We start from the raw sequence: 15,354 nt of genomic DNA, 5'->3' as shown, positions 1-15,354 counted from the left end.
GGTTTTTGCCCGAACGTGGCGGCCGTGACCGCCACGTTCGGGCGATCAGAATGAATACCGCAGGCTTGCGCCGTACATGCGCGGTTCGTTGTAAATGCGCTGGTTGATGCCAAGGCTGGAATTGATCAGCGACGCCCCGCCGACTTTGTAGGTCGTGTCGGTCAGATTGGTGACGTAAAGAGCGAGATCGAGCGGGCTTCCTGAAACCGATTTCCAGTCAATCCGCGCGTCGATCGTATCGGTCGGACCCTGCCTGCTCTCGCCGTCGAAAACATTCTCGCCGCTGGGCAATGTCACAAACGGAACGAGACCCAGAATGATTGAGCTCTTGTGGGCCCAGTTCATGGACGCCTGCACGCGCCCGACACTCTCATCAAGAGGCAGCGTCAACGTCGCCCCGACGTTAAGCTTATGCTTCGGTGTGAACGGAAAGATTCGTCCACCCTGCAGCGTGGGCGCGTTGGTTTCCGGATCTCGCCGCGAATAATCCAGAAAATCGCCGTATTTCGCATCGGTATAGGCGTAGGAAACCATCAGATTGAAGGCTTTGGACGGCTCGATCGTAACGTCCGTTTCGAACCCCTTGATCTTTGCCGACGCGGCATTGACCAACGCGCTGACATTTGCCGTGCCGACTCCGAACGTCTGGTTGATCTGTGCGTCCTTCAACCATTGGTAATAAGCGGCCAGGTTTGTCCGCATCGACCATGTACCGATCTGGAAATCCGATTTCAGACCGATTTCCAGATCGCGAAGAACCTCCGGCTGATAGGAAAACAGCGACAAGGCATCAGGGATCGGCGGGTCGGCCACCAGCACGGGTGCGGCAAGCGGGTTGGTGCCGCCTGCGCGATAGCTTTGCCGATGCGCGACATAGACCATCGTTTCGGGGGTGATCTTGTAGTCCAGACCAACGGTATAGGCATCGCTGTTCGCCTTGGCGGTGAAATCCGCGCGGCAGTCGTCTGCTTGCGCGGGGTCATCCACCACGGTGCCGGTTTCGCCCGTAACGCATTTGCCGCTTGTCACCTGGTAAAGTGTCAGCGATCGGCGATCATGGGTCCAGCGATAGCCGGCGGTTGCAGTCAGGCCTTCCAGGCCACCACCGAACGCATAGCTGACGTTGGCGAAGACTGCGCGCGATATGTCGTCCACATATTGGTTCGCATCGGTTACCGATCCGAATACGGACGAAGTATGGTTGTAATTGGCCGATGGGGTCTTCAAATTGGCCCCGAACACGCCAACGATATACTTCAGCCGATTGTCAAGCGCCTGACCTTGAAGCTGTAGCTCTTCCGAGATCTGCCGTATATTCAGCGTCCACGGTGAATCCGGATCGCGCGGATTGCAGCTTGCCTCGGTTTCGCAGGCATCGAAGTGCAGGATCGTCAGCGCCGATCCGTCATAGTCGAAACGATTCAACTGCCGAAACCGGCGGTAGCCGAAGACATTCTTGATCGTCAGGTTGTCGGAAACATCAAACGTAGTCACGTTGGAGACACCGAAGGCCCGTTTGCGATCCACCCCATTCACGTTGCTGAAGGTCTTCCGCGGCCCTGCCTCTTCTTGTTGTTCAAGCGCAGCTTGGACGACACCGCCAAACAGGAACGGTATCAGGGCATTGGGATTGACCGCCGCCAATATGTTGGAACTGCCGTTGGTATTCGATCGAAAGACATCTGCGACGAGCACGTTGCTAAAAGCCGTCGACGGCTCCCAAAGCAGCGCGAGACGGCCACTCGCAAAATTGCGGTCGTCCTGATATTCGTCGTTGGTCACATTGAAGGTAAAACCGTCTCGCTTCAATATCTTGCCCGCTACGCGTAGAGCAAGCGTACTGCCCAGTGGCAAGTTCAGCGCCCCTTCGAGCCCCCGGTTATCGTAATTGCCGTACTCTGCGATTACGTAGCCGCCGAACTCCATTTTGGGCCGCTGCGGTTCGAATAAAACCGCACCGCCCGTCGAATTGCGACCGAACAATGTGCCTTGCGGCCCCTTAAGCACCTGAACATTCTGCAGGTCGTAATAATATCCTGGCCCGCCACCGTCACCGATCGGCAGGGGAACCTCTGCGAAATAGGCAGGTACAGTCACCTGTTGGCCAGAAATGGATGCGCCCGATCCGGATTGCCCGCGAATTACATAATTCTCTTCATCGCGGCTGCTCTGTGCCGAGGTGAGGGCGGGCACGATTTTCGACAGGTCGACAGCGTTCTGGATCCGCTTTTCCTGCAGATCCTCGCCCGAAAAGGCTTGTACGGCGAGCGGAATGTCCTGCACAGCCTCCTCGCGCCGGCGCGCTGTAACGATGATATCGCCGATCCCGTCTTGCCCAACCTCCTGTTGCGAGCTGGCGGTTTGCTGTGCGAATGATGGCATTGCGAATGCGTTGAGTGCGACGACGCCGCTCAGCAGAATATGCTTGTTACCCATTTCCCCATCCTCTCTGTCGGGCGCCCTTATTCGTTGTTTCGGCAGAGGCGCTTGACTGCCGTCTTTCGTTGTCTCGCGATTACTCGTTCAGACGCGGCGCGATCAGGCCCCCATCGACTGGAATGGCAGCGCCCGATATGTACGAGGCGTCATCTGAAAGCAGGAAGGCGATCGCCTTCCCGAATTCCTCGAGCCGGCCCACCCGGTCGAAATGCGACATCTTGTCGAGGTACGCCTGTCGGTCCGGCGTCCGGGATGGATGTGGCGGGTTGCCCAGCACTACAGCGTTTACGTTAACGCCAAATCGGGCCACTTCCTTCGAGACCGAGCTGACCAAGGCGTGCAGTGCAAGTTTACCCGATGCGTAGGCGCTTCCCGATTCCTGACCCAGCACGGCCGAGATCGAGCTGACGCAGACGACCTTGCCGTATCCGCGTTCGATCATGCCCGGGAGCAGGGCATGCAGCAGCATGGCCTGCGTAAAAAAGTTCATCTCGAAGATGGCACGAAAATGCGCAAACTCGGACTTTGCAAACTCTGCCCACGGCGTCATCGGAGGGCCGCCTCCGGCATTGTTGGCTAGCAGGTCGATCTTACCGTGCTCGTCCGTCGCCTCTGCGACGAAACGGTCGATAAAATCGCTTTCCATGACCGAGCCGAGATGCGTGGTCACTTTCACGCCCTGCGCACGAAGCGCTGCCGCGCTCTCGTTCAGGCGGTCTGCGTCGACATCGTTGAGCGCCAGCGCGCATCCACCCTTCGCCAATTCCATTGCGGTGGCCGCGCCGATGCCCCGCCCCGCACCGGTTACCAGTGCGGCCCTTCCTTCAAACCGGCTCACGACGCTTTCCTTGCGCGCGGATCGGAGAACATCGGGTTGGCGGCGTTGTTGGTCCATATCTGGTGGCGGGTGAAGCGCCACTGGCCGGTCGCCTTGCTGAAGGTAAATAAATAGGTGCCTTCATGCAGCCCGTGCTGCCATTCGCCATCTTCTTGGCCGACAAGGGCCATCTGATAATGGCACAGCGCCCACGCAGCCTGATTGTCGTCGGACACGCGAACCATTTGTGTGCCGATGAGATGGCGAATTTCCAGACCATCGATCTTCGACAGGTCGCGCGGCGGAGCCACGACCCCCTCACGACGCGGCAGAGCGGGCTTCGCGTGCAGGCCGATCAGATTGGCTCGGCCCCGTACCGTCTCGTCGAGCGTGCCTTTCATGACGCGCTCGATATCCTCGTCATAGAGACTTTCGAGCACATCCCACCCGCGACTGTCGCAGGCGAATGCATATTCATTGATCATTTCCTGAATACGGATCTTGTCGGTCAGGAACTGGACCTGCTCTTCAAGACCGCTGCGTTCGCGCTCGATTGCAGGGGTTAATTCCCGCCAAGTGGTGTAGGCATCGTATAGCACAGGCAACTCCTTGTTATTTGTATCTTTTTAGAAAGATCGGCGATCAGACAGGCCCAGCCCGGCCGCCCGCGACATTGATCAGCTCGCCGTTGATAAAGGCGGCATCCTCGCTGCACAGAAAGGCGGCGGTGCCGGCGATCTCCTCTGGCTTGCCAAGTCGGCCGACCAGCGAAAGCTTCGACATGAAGGCGATTTCCTGCTCGGTCCGGTTCCGCTGCATCAGCGGCGTAAGGATGGGGCCTGGCGCAATCACGTTGGCCCGGATGGACTGATCCGCATGGTCGATGGCCAGCGATCTGGTCAGCGCAATCACGCCGCCCTTTGCGGCAACATAGGCCGGGTTGCGCCCCATGCCGGTTACCCCCGCACCGGATGCAATATTAACGATGGATCCGCCGCCGGACTGCCCGATCACAGGGATCGCCGCACGGCACATGAGGAAGGTGGAAGTCAGATTCAGGCGAACCCAGAAATCCCACTCTTCCTCATCCAGATCGACCACCGTCTTGCCCGGCCGGCTGCCGCCGACCACGTTGATCAGGAAGTGCAATCCACCAAGATCGCGCTGCGCTTGCTGAACCGCGGCACGGCAGTCGTCCATGCTGGTGGCATCGGCCGCGACGGTCGTAATGCCTGCATATCCCTCGGCAGTCTCTGCCAAACCGGACGCATCGATATCTGTCGCCAGCACGCGCGCACCGCGTTGGGCGAACAACCGAGCCGTTGCCTGGCCGATCCCTGCGGCGGCACCCGTCACCAGCGCGACCTTACCTTCGTGTTGCATAAATTTTAGCTCCCCCGATTTATTGAAATGTGGCTGCGTGGCCTCCACCCGGCGCGAGGCAATCAGGTTGGCACTGGCACCCCTGAACGAAGCTTTCGTGCCAGTTGAATGATTGCGACGACGGCGATGATCGCGGATGCCAGCACAAAGGTGCTGTGCAGTCCGACCACCATCCTGATCGGCGTGACCAGAAGCGGATTGAGGAAGTCCGCGATGTAGAGCACGGTGAATTCCAGACCGACTGCGCGCGCGCGAATTTCTGGCGGCACGCGATTGAGTAGAATTCCGCCGATGTGCGGCGGGATCATCCCGCCACCGCCACCAGACAGGATGGCACCGGCGAAAAGCATTTCGAGGCTGCTGGAAATGCCGATCAACATCAGCCCCGCGGCCAACATCATCATCAACATGAATTGCACACCGCGTTCGCCGAGCAGCGCATAGAAGCGGCCATAGAAACCGCCGCAAATGCCGCCCGTCAACACGCCCGCGGCAATAACGAACGAGCGAGTCAGCGGACTGGAGTAGCCATCTTCCGCCAGCAGGAATGACAGCTGAATCGAAGTCATGAAGTAGTTCACGAAAAGGAACATCGCTAGGCAATAGACCGGCCAAAGCTTTACGAGGCCGCGCAGCGAGGGTCTTTCTTTTTCGGGCGCGCGTTTGGCCACGCCATTCGGCAGGAACGATATTACCAGCGCCAGTACGAAAAAAGCTGCGCTGTAAAGAAGGAATGGCGTCTGCCAGCTTCCGATTTCGGCCAGGGCCCCGGACAGAAGCAATCCCGAGACGGCAAAAACGCCTGCGACTGCACTCTGGTAGCCAAGCATACGGGCTCTTGCGACGCCCTCGAACCAACCGCCTACGATCGTACCGAAGGCAGTGCCCACTTGCGCGACGCAGAAGCCGAGCAGGAATCGTGAAATGAGAAGGGCCGTCAGATTATCGACAAAGAAGCCAAGAACGCCGCAAATCCCGTACGACATCAATGTTGCGAGCAAGACGGGCTTTGGACCCCAACGCTCCACAGTCAGGCCACCGATGATCCCGCCGATGATCACGCCAATAGCGGGCATCGTAAGGATCATCTGGGCAGCAAACGCACCTTGCGTTCCGCCCCCGTAGTGATCGGCAATGGAAGGCAGCACAGGCCCGAGTGCCGCAAACATCAGCGCCATTAGAGGCGCCCCACCCATTAACGTCACTTTGGCAAATCGACCACGCATCCCCAGAGGAATGCCAGGACCCGCGGATACAAGCTCTGCCACGTCCCCCCTCTCCCAAAGTCTAGAAGATTGTTATTTTTATAATATTAGGGCACACTAAGCTCACGCACTCTTTGCCAGAAATGCCGAATAATCATTGGTATATTGCGATAAATAGATCGGTGCTCGAACCGGATTAATTATTAAAGCATAAACGTTGGTGATTACTGACACGTGGTGCTGGCGCCGGTCACGGATGGACAGCTCCATCTCTGCAAAGTGACCTTCGCTCATTCCGGGATGCGGTCATCTTTCCGGCCGGTGCTGTCAGTCGGATGCGAACTGTTCTGCACTTGGCAAAGCAGCTCCTGCCCTGACGTCGCTTCAACCCATGAGTCTTTGCCACTCAGCTAAGGCAGCTGAGCGGCGGGGTCTTGTAGGCTTGCCTCTTGATGCCATTCGGAGTTGAAGTGATTGTGGATTGAGGCGTGAACTGAGGCGAACTTTTGCATGCCGGCCGCGACGTTCGGCATGGCCGTATGAACGGGCGTTGCGTTTGCCAACCCGCGACACGAGCAAGCAGATATAGCACCATTCACATTGTTATGTGCGGGGTAAGGCTAAGGGCGACGTGCGGACGCTTGCCGTTCGGCGCGAGTTCCGCAAGAAGCGCGCGCGATGCCTTTTCTCGATCCCTTCCTGGAACAGGCCCTTGGCAGGGCGGATGCGCGCGGACTGCGCAGGCGTTTGCGCACAGCGAAATTGCGCGATGGCGGGCGGATCGTGCGCGACGGGCGCGAGATGATCGATTTTTCGAGCAACGATTATCTCGGTCTCAGTCGGCATTCGCTGTTGATCGAACGCGCCCGCGAATGGGCTGAACGATACGGGGCGGGGGCCGGTGCGTCGCGGCTGGTAACCGGCACCAGCGAGGCGCATCTGGCGGTCGAGGCGAAGGTTGCCGCCTTCAAGGGAACGGAGGCCGCGCTGATCTTTGGATCGGGGTGGCAAGCGAACGCGGCGGTAATCCCGGCGCTGGTCGCAGCCATGCCGGGGGTGAAGGTTTTCACCGACCGCCTGAACCACGCCAGCATGCACCACGGCTGCGCGGCGGCGGGTGTACGGCAGGTGCGGTATCACCACAGCGATCTGAATGCGCTGGCGGCGGCTTTGGCGAAGCACGCCGATGCCCCGGCGCGGCTGATCTTGACCGAGTCCGTTTTCAGCATGGATGGCGACCGCAGTGATATGGTCCGCCTGTCCGATATCGCAAAACGCCATGACGCTGTGCTTTACGTGGACGAGGCCCATGCGACCGGGGTGCTCGGCCCGCGCGGGGCGGGGTTGTCGGCCACGGTAATAGGCGGGGTCGAGGTGGCGATGGGTACGTTCAGCAAGGCGCTGGGCGGGTTCGGCGCCTACGTCGCGGGGTCGCGATTGCTGTGCGACTATCTGGTGAACGCCAGCGGTGGCTTCATCTACGCCACCGCGCCGCCGCCTGCGGTGCTGGGCGCGATCGACGCGGCGTTGGACCTTGTGCCGGGCATGGATGCGGAGCGGGCGAAGCTGACCGGTCTGGCCGACCGGTTGCGGGCCGGACTGATTGCTAACGGCTATGACGTCGGCGAATCGTCGACGCAGATCGTTCCGGCAGTTGTGGGGGAAGCCGACGATGCGATGGCGCTGGCGGCGCGGTTGGAGGCAGCGGGCATGCTGGCCGCCGCGATCCGCCCGCCGACGGTGCCCGCGGGAACGAGCCGGTTGCGGCTTGCCCTGCGCGCGACGCATGACGAGGCGGATATCGACCGGTTGATCGCGGCAATCGGGCCGAAGCCGTGACCCTGTCGCTGCTGTTTCTGCATGGCTGGGCGTTCGACGGGTCGATCTGGGACGATGTCATCTCGCGGCTGGGGCGGTTCCGGTGCCTTGTCGATGACCGGGGCTATTTCGGGGCGCCTGTTTCCGCGCTTACCGATGGGCCGGTCTTGTTGGTCACGCACAGTTTTGGGACGATGCGCGCATTGGGGGCGCTGCCGGCTCAATGCCGGGGTTTGGTCGCGATCAACGGGTTTGATTGCTTCGGCGCGCGGACTGATTTTCCCGGCGTTCCACCGCGTCTGATCGACCGAATGCTGGGGCGATTGGCGGGCGATGCAGAAGCGGTTGTTGCTGACTTTCGCGCCCGCTGCGGTGCCCCGCCAGCACAGGGTGAGATCAATCGCGAGCCATTGGAGCACGACCTGATCGCGATGCGCGATGGCGATGCGCGACAGGCGGGGGGCAGCCTGCCGATACTTTCGATACAGGGCGGCGCTGATCCAATCATGCCGCCCGCGATGCGCGCCGCCGTCTTTGCGGGGGCTGCGCAGGTCGAGCGTATCGAACGCACCGATGGCGGGCATTTGCTTCCGGTGACCGATCCGGACTACTGCGCCGTCATGATCGAACGCTTTGCGGACAATCTGGCATGAGCATGGTCGAACGCGGCCGGATCGGCGCGGCCTTCGGGCAGGCGCGCGATTACGATCGACATGCCCGCGTGCAAAGGAAAGTGGCGGAGGCGCTGGCCGACCGGATCGCGGCGCTGACCCTGCCGCAACGCCCGCGCATTCTGGAGATCGGATGCGGCACGGGTTTTCTGACGCAAGCGATGATGGACCGCGGGATTGATGGCGACTGGCTGATCACCGACATCGCCCCGGCAATGGTCGAACGCTGTCGCGAACGGCTGGGTGAGGGGCCGGACCGGCGTTTCGCGGTGCTGGATGGTGAGTACGATATTCCGGCGGACGGAGGTTTCGACCTGATCTGCTCCAGCCTTGCGATGCAGTGGTTCGATCACCACGCCGAAGGCCTGTCGCGTATGCTGGACGCGCTTGCGCAGGGCGGACATTGCCTGTTCGCCACCTTGGGGCAGGGTACGTTCGCCGAATGGCAAGCCGCGCACGAAGCGGAAGGCTTGCCGGTTGGCACCCGTCAGTTCCCGCCGGTTGCGGAGCTGGGGGCAGCGCTGCCCGACCGGCAGGCCGGACCCGTCGAGATTGAGCATCACGTCGAACACCACGCCAGCGCGATCGACTTCCTGCGCGCGCTGAAGGCAATCGGCGCGCGGACGCCCTCGACCGGGCACGCCCCGCTCAGCGCCGCGCAGATGCGGCGGGTGATGGCGCACTTCGATGCGTCCGGACCGGCGGTTACTTACGAGGTCGTGTTCGGCCATTATCAGAGGCCCGAATAGTGAGTGCGCCCCGCATCGTCGTAACCGGCACCGATACCGATATCGGCAAGACCGTCTTCGCCGCTGCGCTGACCGGCGCGCTGCGTGCGTCGTACTGGAAGCCGGTGCAGGCCGGGACCGACGGGCAGGGACGGACCGATCAGGACCGGGTCGCAGCCCTGTCAGGCGCGACGCCAGACCGGCTTTTGCCCGAAGTCTATTCGCTGGCCACACCCGCATCGCCGCACTACGCGGCAGAGGTCGATGGACTTGAAATCGACCCTGCGCGCCTTGCGGTCCCGGATTGCGACGGTCCGCTGGTGATCGAGGGGGCGGGCGGCGTGCTCGTGCCGCTGACCCGGCGCTGGCTCTATGCCGACCAGTTCGCAGAGTGGGCCCTGCCTGTTGTACTGGTGGCACGCACCGCATTGGGCACGATCAATCACACGCTGCTGTCGATAGAAGCGCTGCAGGCGCGGAATGTGCCGATCCTTGGCATTGCATTCGTGGGTGAGGGCAATGCCGACAGCGAGGGCGTGATCGCCGAGATTTCGGGCGTAAAGCGGCTCGGCTGCCTGCCGCCGGTCGATCCGCTGAATGCCGAGACGCTGGCCGCCGCCTTCGCCGCCAATTTCCGCGTTGAGGACTTCGCCGCATGAGCTCGATCTGGCATCCGTTTACCCAACATGGGCTGGAAGAACCGATCCCCGTGGTTGAGCGGGGGAACGGTGCGATCCTCTATACCGCCGACGGACGAGAGGTGATCGACGGCATCTCGTCATGGTGGGTCACGACCCACGGCCACGGAAACCCGCGCATTGCGGCGGCGATTGCCGAGCAGGCGAAAAAGCTGGACCAAGTGATCTTCGCTGGCTGGACCCACGAACCGGCGGAAGTAGTCGCGGCGGGGCTTCGCGACATCATGCCCGATGCGCTGACGCGGGTCTTCTTCTCCGATTCCGGCTCAACCAGTGTCGAAGTCGCGCTGAAAATGGCGCTTGGCTATTGGCGGCGGCACAATCCGGCGCGGCAGCAGATCGTGGTGATGGAGCACAGCTATCACGGCGACACCATCGGCGCGATGTCGGTGGGCGCACGCGGCGTGTTCAACCGCGCGTATGAGCCTTTGTTGTTCGACGTCGTCACCGTGCCGTTCCCGCATGCCGGGGCCGAGCAGGGAACGCTCGACGCCCTGACCGCAGCGTGTCGCAACCATGCCGCTGCCTTTATCGTTGAGCCGCTGGTGCTGGGCGCAGGGGGCATGCTGTTCTATCCGCCCGACGTTCTGGCCGAGATGGCCGAAATTTGCGCGCGGCATGGTGTGCTGTTCATCGCGGACGAGGTCATGACCGGCTGGGGCCGCACCGGTGCGCTGCTGGCTTGCGAACAGGCGGGCGTGGTGCCCGATGTTCTTTGCCTGTCGAAAGGTTTGACCGGCGGGGCGATCCCGCTGGCCGTGACAATGGCGCAGGAGGCGATCTACGAAGCGCATTACTCGACCGACCGGGCCGACATGTTCTTCCATTCGTCCAGCTATACCGCCAACCCCATCGCCTGCGCGGCGGCGGCGGCGAACCTTTCGATCTGGCGCGAAGAGCCGGTGCGGGGTCGGATCGCGGCTTTGGGCGAGAAACAGCAGGAGCGGCTGGACCGACTGGCTGCCGCGCTACCGATCCGCAACGTCCGCCGTTGCGGCACCATCGCTGCGTTCGATGTGCCTGGCGAGGACGGATACCTCGCCAACGCGGCGCCACGCCTGATGGCGTATTTCCGCGAAAACGACGTGCTGTTGCGCCCGCTGGGCAACACGGTCTACGTCATGCCGCCCTATTGCATCACCGATGCCCAGCTGGACCGGGTCTATGCGGTGATCGAAGCGGGCGTCCGCTCGCTGGGTTAGGCGGTTTCGCGCACCGCGCAGGCTTTCGCCTCGGCAGCGGGCATCGCCTTGATGCCAAGCCGTTCGAACATCGCCGCATCGCTGTCGTCGCCCGCGTTGGGTGCGGTGAGCAGCTTGTCGCCGGTGAAGATCGAGTTCGCGCCCGCAAGGAAGCACATCGCCTGCGTCCCCTCGCTCATCGATTCGCGCCCCGCCGACAGGCGCACCATGCTGGCGGGCATGACGATGCGGGCGACCGCGATGGTGCGGACGAATTCGATGTCGTCGATCTTGGCTAGCGGCGTATCGGCCAGCATGTCGCCAAGCGGCGTGCCCTTTACCGGCACCAGCGCGTTGACCGGCACCGAACCGGGATGTTCGGGCAGGGTGGCCAGCGTGTGGATGAAGCCGACGCGATCCGCCCGCGTTTCGCCCATGCCGACGATGCCGCCCGAACAGACGTTGATGCCCGCGGTGCGCACGTTGTCCAGCGTGTTCAGCCGATCCTCGAAGCTGCGCGTGCTGATGATGTTGTCGTAGTTTTCGGGCGAGGTGTCGATGTTGTGGTTGTAGTAATCGAGGCCCGCCTCGGCCAGCGTGTCGGACTGGTCCTTGGTCAGCATGCCCAGCGTCATGCAGGTTTCCATGCCCATCTCGCGCACGCCTTTGATCATCTCGACGATGGCGGGCATGTCGCGCTCTTTCGGGTTGCGCCATGCCGCGCCCATGCAGAACCGGGTGCTGCCCTGATCTGCCGCCTGAGCCGCAGCCTGCAGCACGGCGCGCACGTCCATCAGCTTCGTCGCCTTTACGCCGCTGTCGGCGCTTGCCGATTGAGAGCAATAGCCGCAGTCTTCGGGGCAACCGCCGGTCTTGATCGAAAGCAGGGTCGACATCTGCACTTCGTTCGCCGGGTGATTGGCGCGGTGCACTTCGGCGGCGCGAAAGACCAGTTCGGTGAACGGCAGGTCGAACAGGGCCGCGATTTCTTCGCGGGTCCAGTCGTTGCGCGGGGGGGCGCTGGCTTCGGTCACGGTCATGGTCCTTCCTGTCGGGCCGGAAAAACGGCCTGCTTTGCGCCAGCCGATACCCTTGCGGCGCGAAATTGCAAGCCGCTGAGGGCGTAGTGGGCGCCGCCCTCAACCCGTCGCAAGCGCGGAAAAAGGCGAATCTTCAAGGTTCACAGGGCGGTTGCAGTTTGTTAGGCGGGCCCGTTCCAACATATCAAGGCAGGTGATCCGGCGTTTGGCCGGCAGGAAAGACAGGGCATCTTAAAAGCAATCCGGCAAAGACCGAGGGAGCCGCTGACGGCTTGCGATCAATCCGGACCTTCGCGGTCGGCGCGGCGGGCAGTCGCCCCTGTCCGATGGTTGGCGGCCCTGTTCTCGATCTCGTTGTTCCCCGCGCTTGCGATGGCGGCCCCCGCATTTACCGATCCCGGCCCGGTCTTCACCGATAGCGGTCAGGTGCAGATCGAATGGACCAGCGATGAGCCGGTGACGCTGACCCTGACTCCCGAAGGCGGCGCGGCGCGTGATGTCTATCGCGGCGATGGCGGAGCGGTGTTCCTGTCCGGTCTGGCCGAGGGCGATTACCGGATGGAGCTGACTGGCGATAGCGGCGCGGTTTCTGAAGCCCTCGCGGTCGAGGTTGGGCATCAGTCACTGACGCTTGCCCTGTGGCTGGCCGCTGTCGGGGCGCTCGTCTTCATGTCGACCATCGTCGTGATCGTGCGCGGTGCGCGGGATGGGGAGGACGCGGCATGACGACCGACAAGGTTTTTCTCGATCCCACCGTGGGCTGGATTCTGCTCGCGCTGTTCAGTGTGCTTTGGGTTGGTCTGGGCATCTATTGGGGCCGCCGGAACAAGAGTTTCGAGGATCACGCGCTGGCCGGTCGCAACATCGGCCTCGCGCTGGGTACCGCGACGGCGGCGGCGACGTGGATTACGTCGAACACGACGATGCTGGCCCCGCAGTTCGCGCTGCAACTGGGCGTCTGGGGCATGCTTGCCTATTCGACGGCCGCTTTCGGCCTGATCCTGTTTGCGCCGATGGCCAAACGTATCCGTGAACTAATGCCCCACGGTTATACCAGCGGCGACTTTTTCCGGCTGCGCTATGGCAAGCTGGCGTGGGGCATCTTCCTTATCTTCACGCTGTTCTATTCGCTGACATGGCTGGTCAGCATGGCAATGGCGGGCGGCATCCTGCTGGAGGCGCTGGCGGGCATCGATTACGCCTGGGGGATGAGCGTCATCCTTGGCGTTTGCGTCATCTACACGATGCGCGGCGGGCTGGCGGCGGTGATCGGCACCGACTTTATCCAATCGCTGATCATCATCGTCGGCATCGTGGTCGTGGGCTTTTCGGTCCTGCAAAACGTGTCGGTGGAGCAGATTCACGCGAACCTTTCGGCGACCAAGCCCGCGCTGCTCGACGTGCTGTTCCCCGCCGCGATCATGGCGATTTTCAATAACCTGCTGTTCGGGCTGGGCGAGGTGTTTCACAACAACGTGTGGTGGAGCCGCGCCTTCGCCTTCCGCAAGGGCGTGGCGGGCAAGGCGTTCCTGATAGGCGGGCTTGTCTGGCTGCCGATCCCGGTTGCCGCCGGATTCATCGCGCTGGCATCGGGCGCATTGGGCGTTGCGGTGCCCAGCGCCGACATGGTGGGACCGCTGGTCGTGGCGCAAGTGCTGGGCAGCGTTGGCGCGATCGGCGTGTTCATCATCGTGTTCTGCTCGCTCGCCTCCAGCATCGACAGCTTGCTGGCCGCAACGTCCGACCTTGTCACCGAAGACATCTGGCGCAAACTGCTGAAGCGGGGCGGTGACAGCCCCAGCCTGAAACGCACGGCCCAGATGGTCACGCTGGGCCTTGGCGTGCTGACGTGGCTGGTATGTCTGCCGCGTATCGGCACGCTGGCGACGGTGCTGTTCTTCGCCGGGCCGCTGGTGGGCGCGATGATCTGGCCTATCGTAACTGGCCTCTACTGGCGGAGCGCCAATGCCCTGTCTGCGGTGGGTGCCATGGTTCTGGGTGCAGGCGTCGGCCTTATCTGTTACTTTGCCATCGCATGGTACGTCGCGACGCTGATCGCGACGGCGGTGTCGATGGTCTGGGTGTTGGTTGTCTGTGCCCTAAGCTCTAGCCGGTTCGACTGGACCCGGCTGAAGGAGACCGCATGACCTTTTCCGCCGGATTCCTGGAAATCCTGATCTACGGTTCGCTGATCTGGTGCGGCGTGTCCGCGCTGGCGCTGGCCGCGATGCTGGTGCGCGACGGCAAGGCGGGGGACATCTGGTGAGCATCCTTTCCGCGAAACAGGTCGATCATTCGGCCGATCCCCTGCGCCGCGATGGGCGGCTGGGCAATTGCCCCGATCCGCAGACGATGCTGGACCATTCGCCCAAGCTGGATTTGACGCAGCTGGATCGGCTGCACGATCAGTCGATCCTGTCCGCCGCACAGTTTGACCTCCCGCTGATGCGAGAGATCATGAAGCTGGCCGCTTATATGCAGCTGCGCAAGTTCGAGTCCGGGCACGCGCTGGAGGACAAGATCCTTGCCGCTGCGTTTTTCGAACCCAGCACGCGCACCCGCCTTTCGTTCGAAAGCGCGATGCTTCACGTCGGCGGCAAGACGCTGAGCGTGGCCGACGCCAAGACGACCGGCGTGGCCAAGGGCGAATCGATGCGCGACATCGGGCAGATGTTCAATTCCTATGCCGATGTCGTCGTCATGCGGCACACGGCGCAGGAATCGGTGCAGGACCTGTGCGAATACCTGCGCATACCGCTGATCAACGGCGGCAACGGTTCGGACGAACACCCGACGCAGGCGCTGGCCGACTGGTATGCGCTGATGAAGTGGCGGCCCGAGATCGCGTTCGGGAAATTGCCCGAGAAGTTCCGGTTGAACATCGGCATCATCGGCACGCCGGGCAACATGCGCACGGTGAAAAGCTTTCTGACGCTGGCCTTGCTGTTTCACGAAAACATCAATCACATCACGATTTTCTCGGAAATGGCCGACCCGCTTGGCGATGAGATCCGCGAAATGACGAACAGCAGCCCGATCACCATCGATTTCAGCCGAAATCTCGAACAGAGCCTCGAATATCTCGACGTGATCTACATGAACGCCATTGCGTTTCTGGGCGACGGATACCGGTTTCTGGGCGATGCGTTTTCGCTTTCGAATCAGAGCCAGTTGAAGCCGGACACCGTGATCCTGCATCCGCTGGCGCGCGGGCCAGAGCTTTCGACCGACCTCGATGCGACCCAGCACAACCTCTATTTCAATCAGGCCGATGGCGCGGTCTGGCTGCGCCAGGCGCTGCTGATCGCGATATTCGGCCGGGTGCGGCATGTCGTACCCAGAGAATTCATCGCCTGATTTACAAGATCAGCCGG

The 15,354-nt window shown here is 62.0% G+C and carries 16 protein-coding genes; 9 read left to right on the top strand and 7 right to left on the bottom strand.

What is annotated here, in order from left to right:
* Nucleotides 1-45 precede the first annotated feature (45 nt).
* From AB433_RS13345 to AB433_RS21055, 6 genes are all read right to left on the bottom strand, one after another.
* Nucleotides 46-2,436, bottom strand: coding sequence for a TonB-dependent receptor (locus tag AB433_RS13345; RefSeq protein WP_047821650.1), 2,391 nt, complete (start codon nucleotides 2,434-2,436; stop codon nucleotides 46-48).
* Between the two features lie 79 nt (nucleotides 2,437-2,515).
* Entirely contained in the window at nucleotides 2,516-3,277 is a 762-nt protein-coding gene (locus tag AB433_RS13340) for an SDR family NAD(P)-dependent oxidoreductase (RefSeq protein WP_047821648.1), read from the bottom strand.
* Nucleotides 3,274-3,855, bottom strand: a complete 582-nt coding sequence (locus AB433_RS13335) for a nuclear transport factor 2 family protein (protein ID WP_047821646.1) — start codon at nucleotides 3,853-3,855, stop codon at nucleotides 3,274-3,276. Before AB433_RS13335 ends, AB433_RS13340 begins: the two co-directional genes overlap by 4 nt.
* A gap of 43 nt (nucleotides 3,856-3,898) precedes the next feature.
* Nucleotides 3,899-4,639: an SDR family NAD(P)-dependent oxidoreductase gene (locus AB433_RS13330; protein ID WP_047821644.1), complete on the bottom strand. Its 741-nt coding sequence runs from the start codon at nucleotides 4,637-4,639 to the stop codon at nucleotides 3,899-3,901.
* 62 nt (nucleotides 4,640-4,701) lie between these two features.
* The gene (locus AB433_RS13325) at nucleotides 4,702-5,907 is read right to left on the bottom strand and encodes an MFS transporter (RefSeq protein ID WP_156170820.1); all 1,206 of its coding nucleotides are present in this window, start codon (nucleotides 5,905-5,907) and stop codon (nucleotides 4,702-4,704) included.
* A gap of 60 nt (nucleotides 5,908-5,967) precedes the next feature.
* The gene (locus tag AB433_RS21055; protein ID WP_156170819.1) at nucleotides 5,968-6,138 is read right to left on the bottom strand and encodes a hypothetical protein; all 171 of its coding nucleotides are present in this window, start codon (nucleotides 6,136-6,138) and stop codon (nucleotides 5,968-5,970) included.
* A gap of 384 nt (nucleotides 6,139-6,522) precedes the next feature.
* Between AB433_RS21055 and bioF the strand changes: the two genes are divergently transcribed.
* Genes bioF through AB433_RS13300 form a run of 5 tightly spaced genes read left to right on the top strand, consistent with a single transcriptional unit; the run spans nucleotide 6,523 to nucleotide 10,961 of the window.
* On the top strand, nucleotides 6,523-7,683 hold the full coding sequence (gene bioF, locus AB433_RS13320; RefSeq protein WP_047821641.1) for an 8-amino-7-oxononanoate synthase: 1,161 nt from the start codon (nucleotides 6,523-6,525) through the stop codon (nucleotides 7,681-7,683).
* Nucleotides 7,680-8,315, top strand: coding sequence for an alpha/beta fold hydrolase (locus tag AB433_RS13315; RefSeq protein ID WP_053059162.1), 636 nt, complete (start codon nucleotides 7,680-7,682; stop codon nucleotides 8,313-8,315). The genes bioF and AB433_RS13315 overlap by 4 nt, the downstream gene beginning before the upstream one ends.
* A complete protein-coding gene (locus AB433_RS13310; RefSeq protein WP_245626666.1) occupies nucleotides 8,312-9,082 on the top strand; it encodes a methyltransferase domain-containing protein in 771 nt (256 codons plus the stop codon). Before AB433_RS13315 ends, AB433_RS13310 begins: the two co-directional genes overlap by 4 nt.
* A complete protein-coding gene (bioD, locus tag AB433_RS13305) occupies nucleotides 9,082-9,720 on the top strand; it encodes a dethiobiotin synthase (protein WP_047821636.1) in 639 nt (212 codons plus the stop codon). The genes AB433_RS13310 and bioD overlap by 1 nt, the downstream gene beginning before the upstream one ends.
* Nucleotides 9,717-10,961 (top strand): adenosylmethionine--8-amino-7-oxononanoate transaminase, encoded by a 1,245-nt coding sequence (locus AB433_RS13300; RefSeq protein ID WP_047821634.1) that lies wholly within the window; start codon nucleotides 9,717-9,719, stop codon nucleotides 10,959-10,961. The genes bioD and AB433_RS13300 overlap by 4 nt, the downstream gene beginning before the upstream one ends.
* On the opposite strand, the gene bioB is transcribed toward AB433_RS13300, so the two are convergent.
* A complete protein-coding gene (bioB, locus tag AB433_RS13295) occupies nucleotides 10,958-11,980 on the bottom strand; it encodes a biotin synthase BioB (protein ID WP_047821632.1) in 1,023 nt (340 codons plus the stop codon). The two genes, AB433_RS13300 and bioB, sit on opposite strands and share 4 nt — an antisense overlap.
* 330 nt (nucleotides 11,981-12,310) lie before the next feature.
* On the opposite strand from bioB, the gene AB433_RS13290 reads away from it, so the two are divergent.
* The 4 genes from AB433_RS13290 to AB433_RS13280 are packed head-to-tail and all read left to right on the top strand — an operon-like array spanning nucleotide 12,311 to nucleotide 15,337.
* Nucleotides 12,311-12,706, top strand: coding sequence for a hypothetical protein (locus AB433_RS13290; RefSeq protein WP_053059161.1), 396 nt, complete (start codon nucleotides 12,311-12,313; stop codon nucleotides 12,704-12,706).
* Nucleotides 12,703-14,127 (top strand): sodium:solute symporter family transporter, encoded by a 1,425-nt coding sequence (locus AB433_RS13285; RefSeq protein WP_047821630.1) that lies wholly within the window; start codon nucleotides 12,703-12,705, stop codon nucleotides 14,125-14,127. The genes AB433_RS13290 and AB433_RS13285 overlap by 4 nt, the downstream gene beginning before the upstream one ends.
* The gene (locus AB433_RS21560) at nucleotides 14,124-14,246 is read left to right on the top strand and encodes a hypothetical protein (RefSeq protein ID WP_260182059.1); all 123 of its coding nucleotides are present in this window, start codon (nucleotides 14,124-14,126) and stop codon (nucleotides 14,244-14,246) included. Before AB433_RS13285 ends, AB433_RS21560 begins: the two co-directional genes overlap by 4 nt.
* Complete coding sequence (locus tag AB433_RS13280) at nucleotides 14,243-15,337, top strand: aspartate/ornithine carbamoyltransferase family protein (RefSeq protein WP_047821628.1); 1,095 nt, start codon at nucleotides 14,243-14,245, stop codon at nucleotides 15,335-15,337. The genes AB433_RS21560 and AB433_RS13280 overlap by 4 nt, the downstream gene beginning before the upstream one ends.
* Nucleotides 15,338-15,354: the final 17 nt, after the last annotated feature.

This window comes from Croceicoccus naphthovorans, from assembly GCF_001028705.1.
Taxonomy (GTDB): domain Bacteria; phylum Pseudomonadota; class Alphaproteobacteria; order Sphingomonadales; family Sphingomonadaceae; genus Croceicoccus; species Croceicoccus naphthovorans.
Note: the sequence above shows the minus strand (reverse complement) of the source record. Positions and strands in the feature narration are given on the sequence as shown.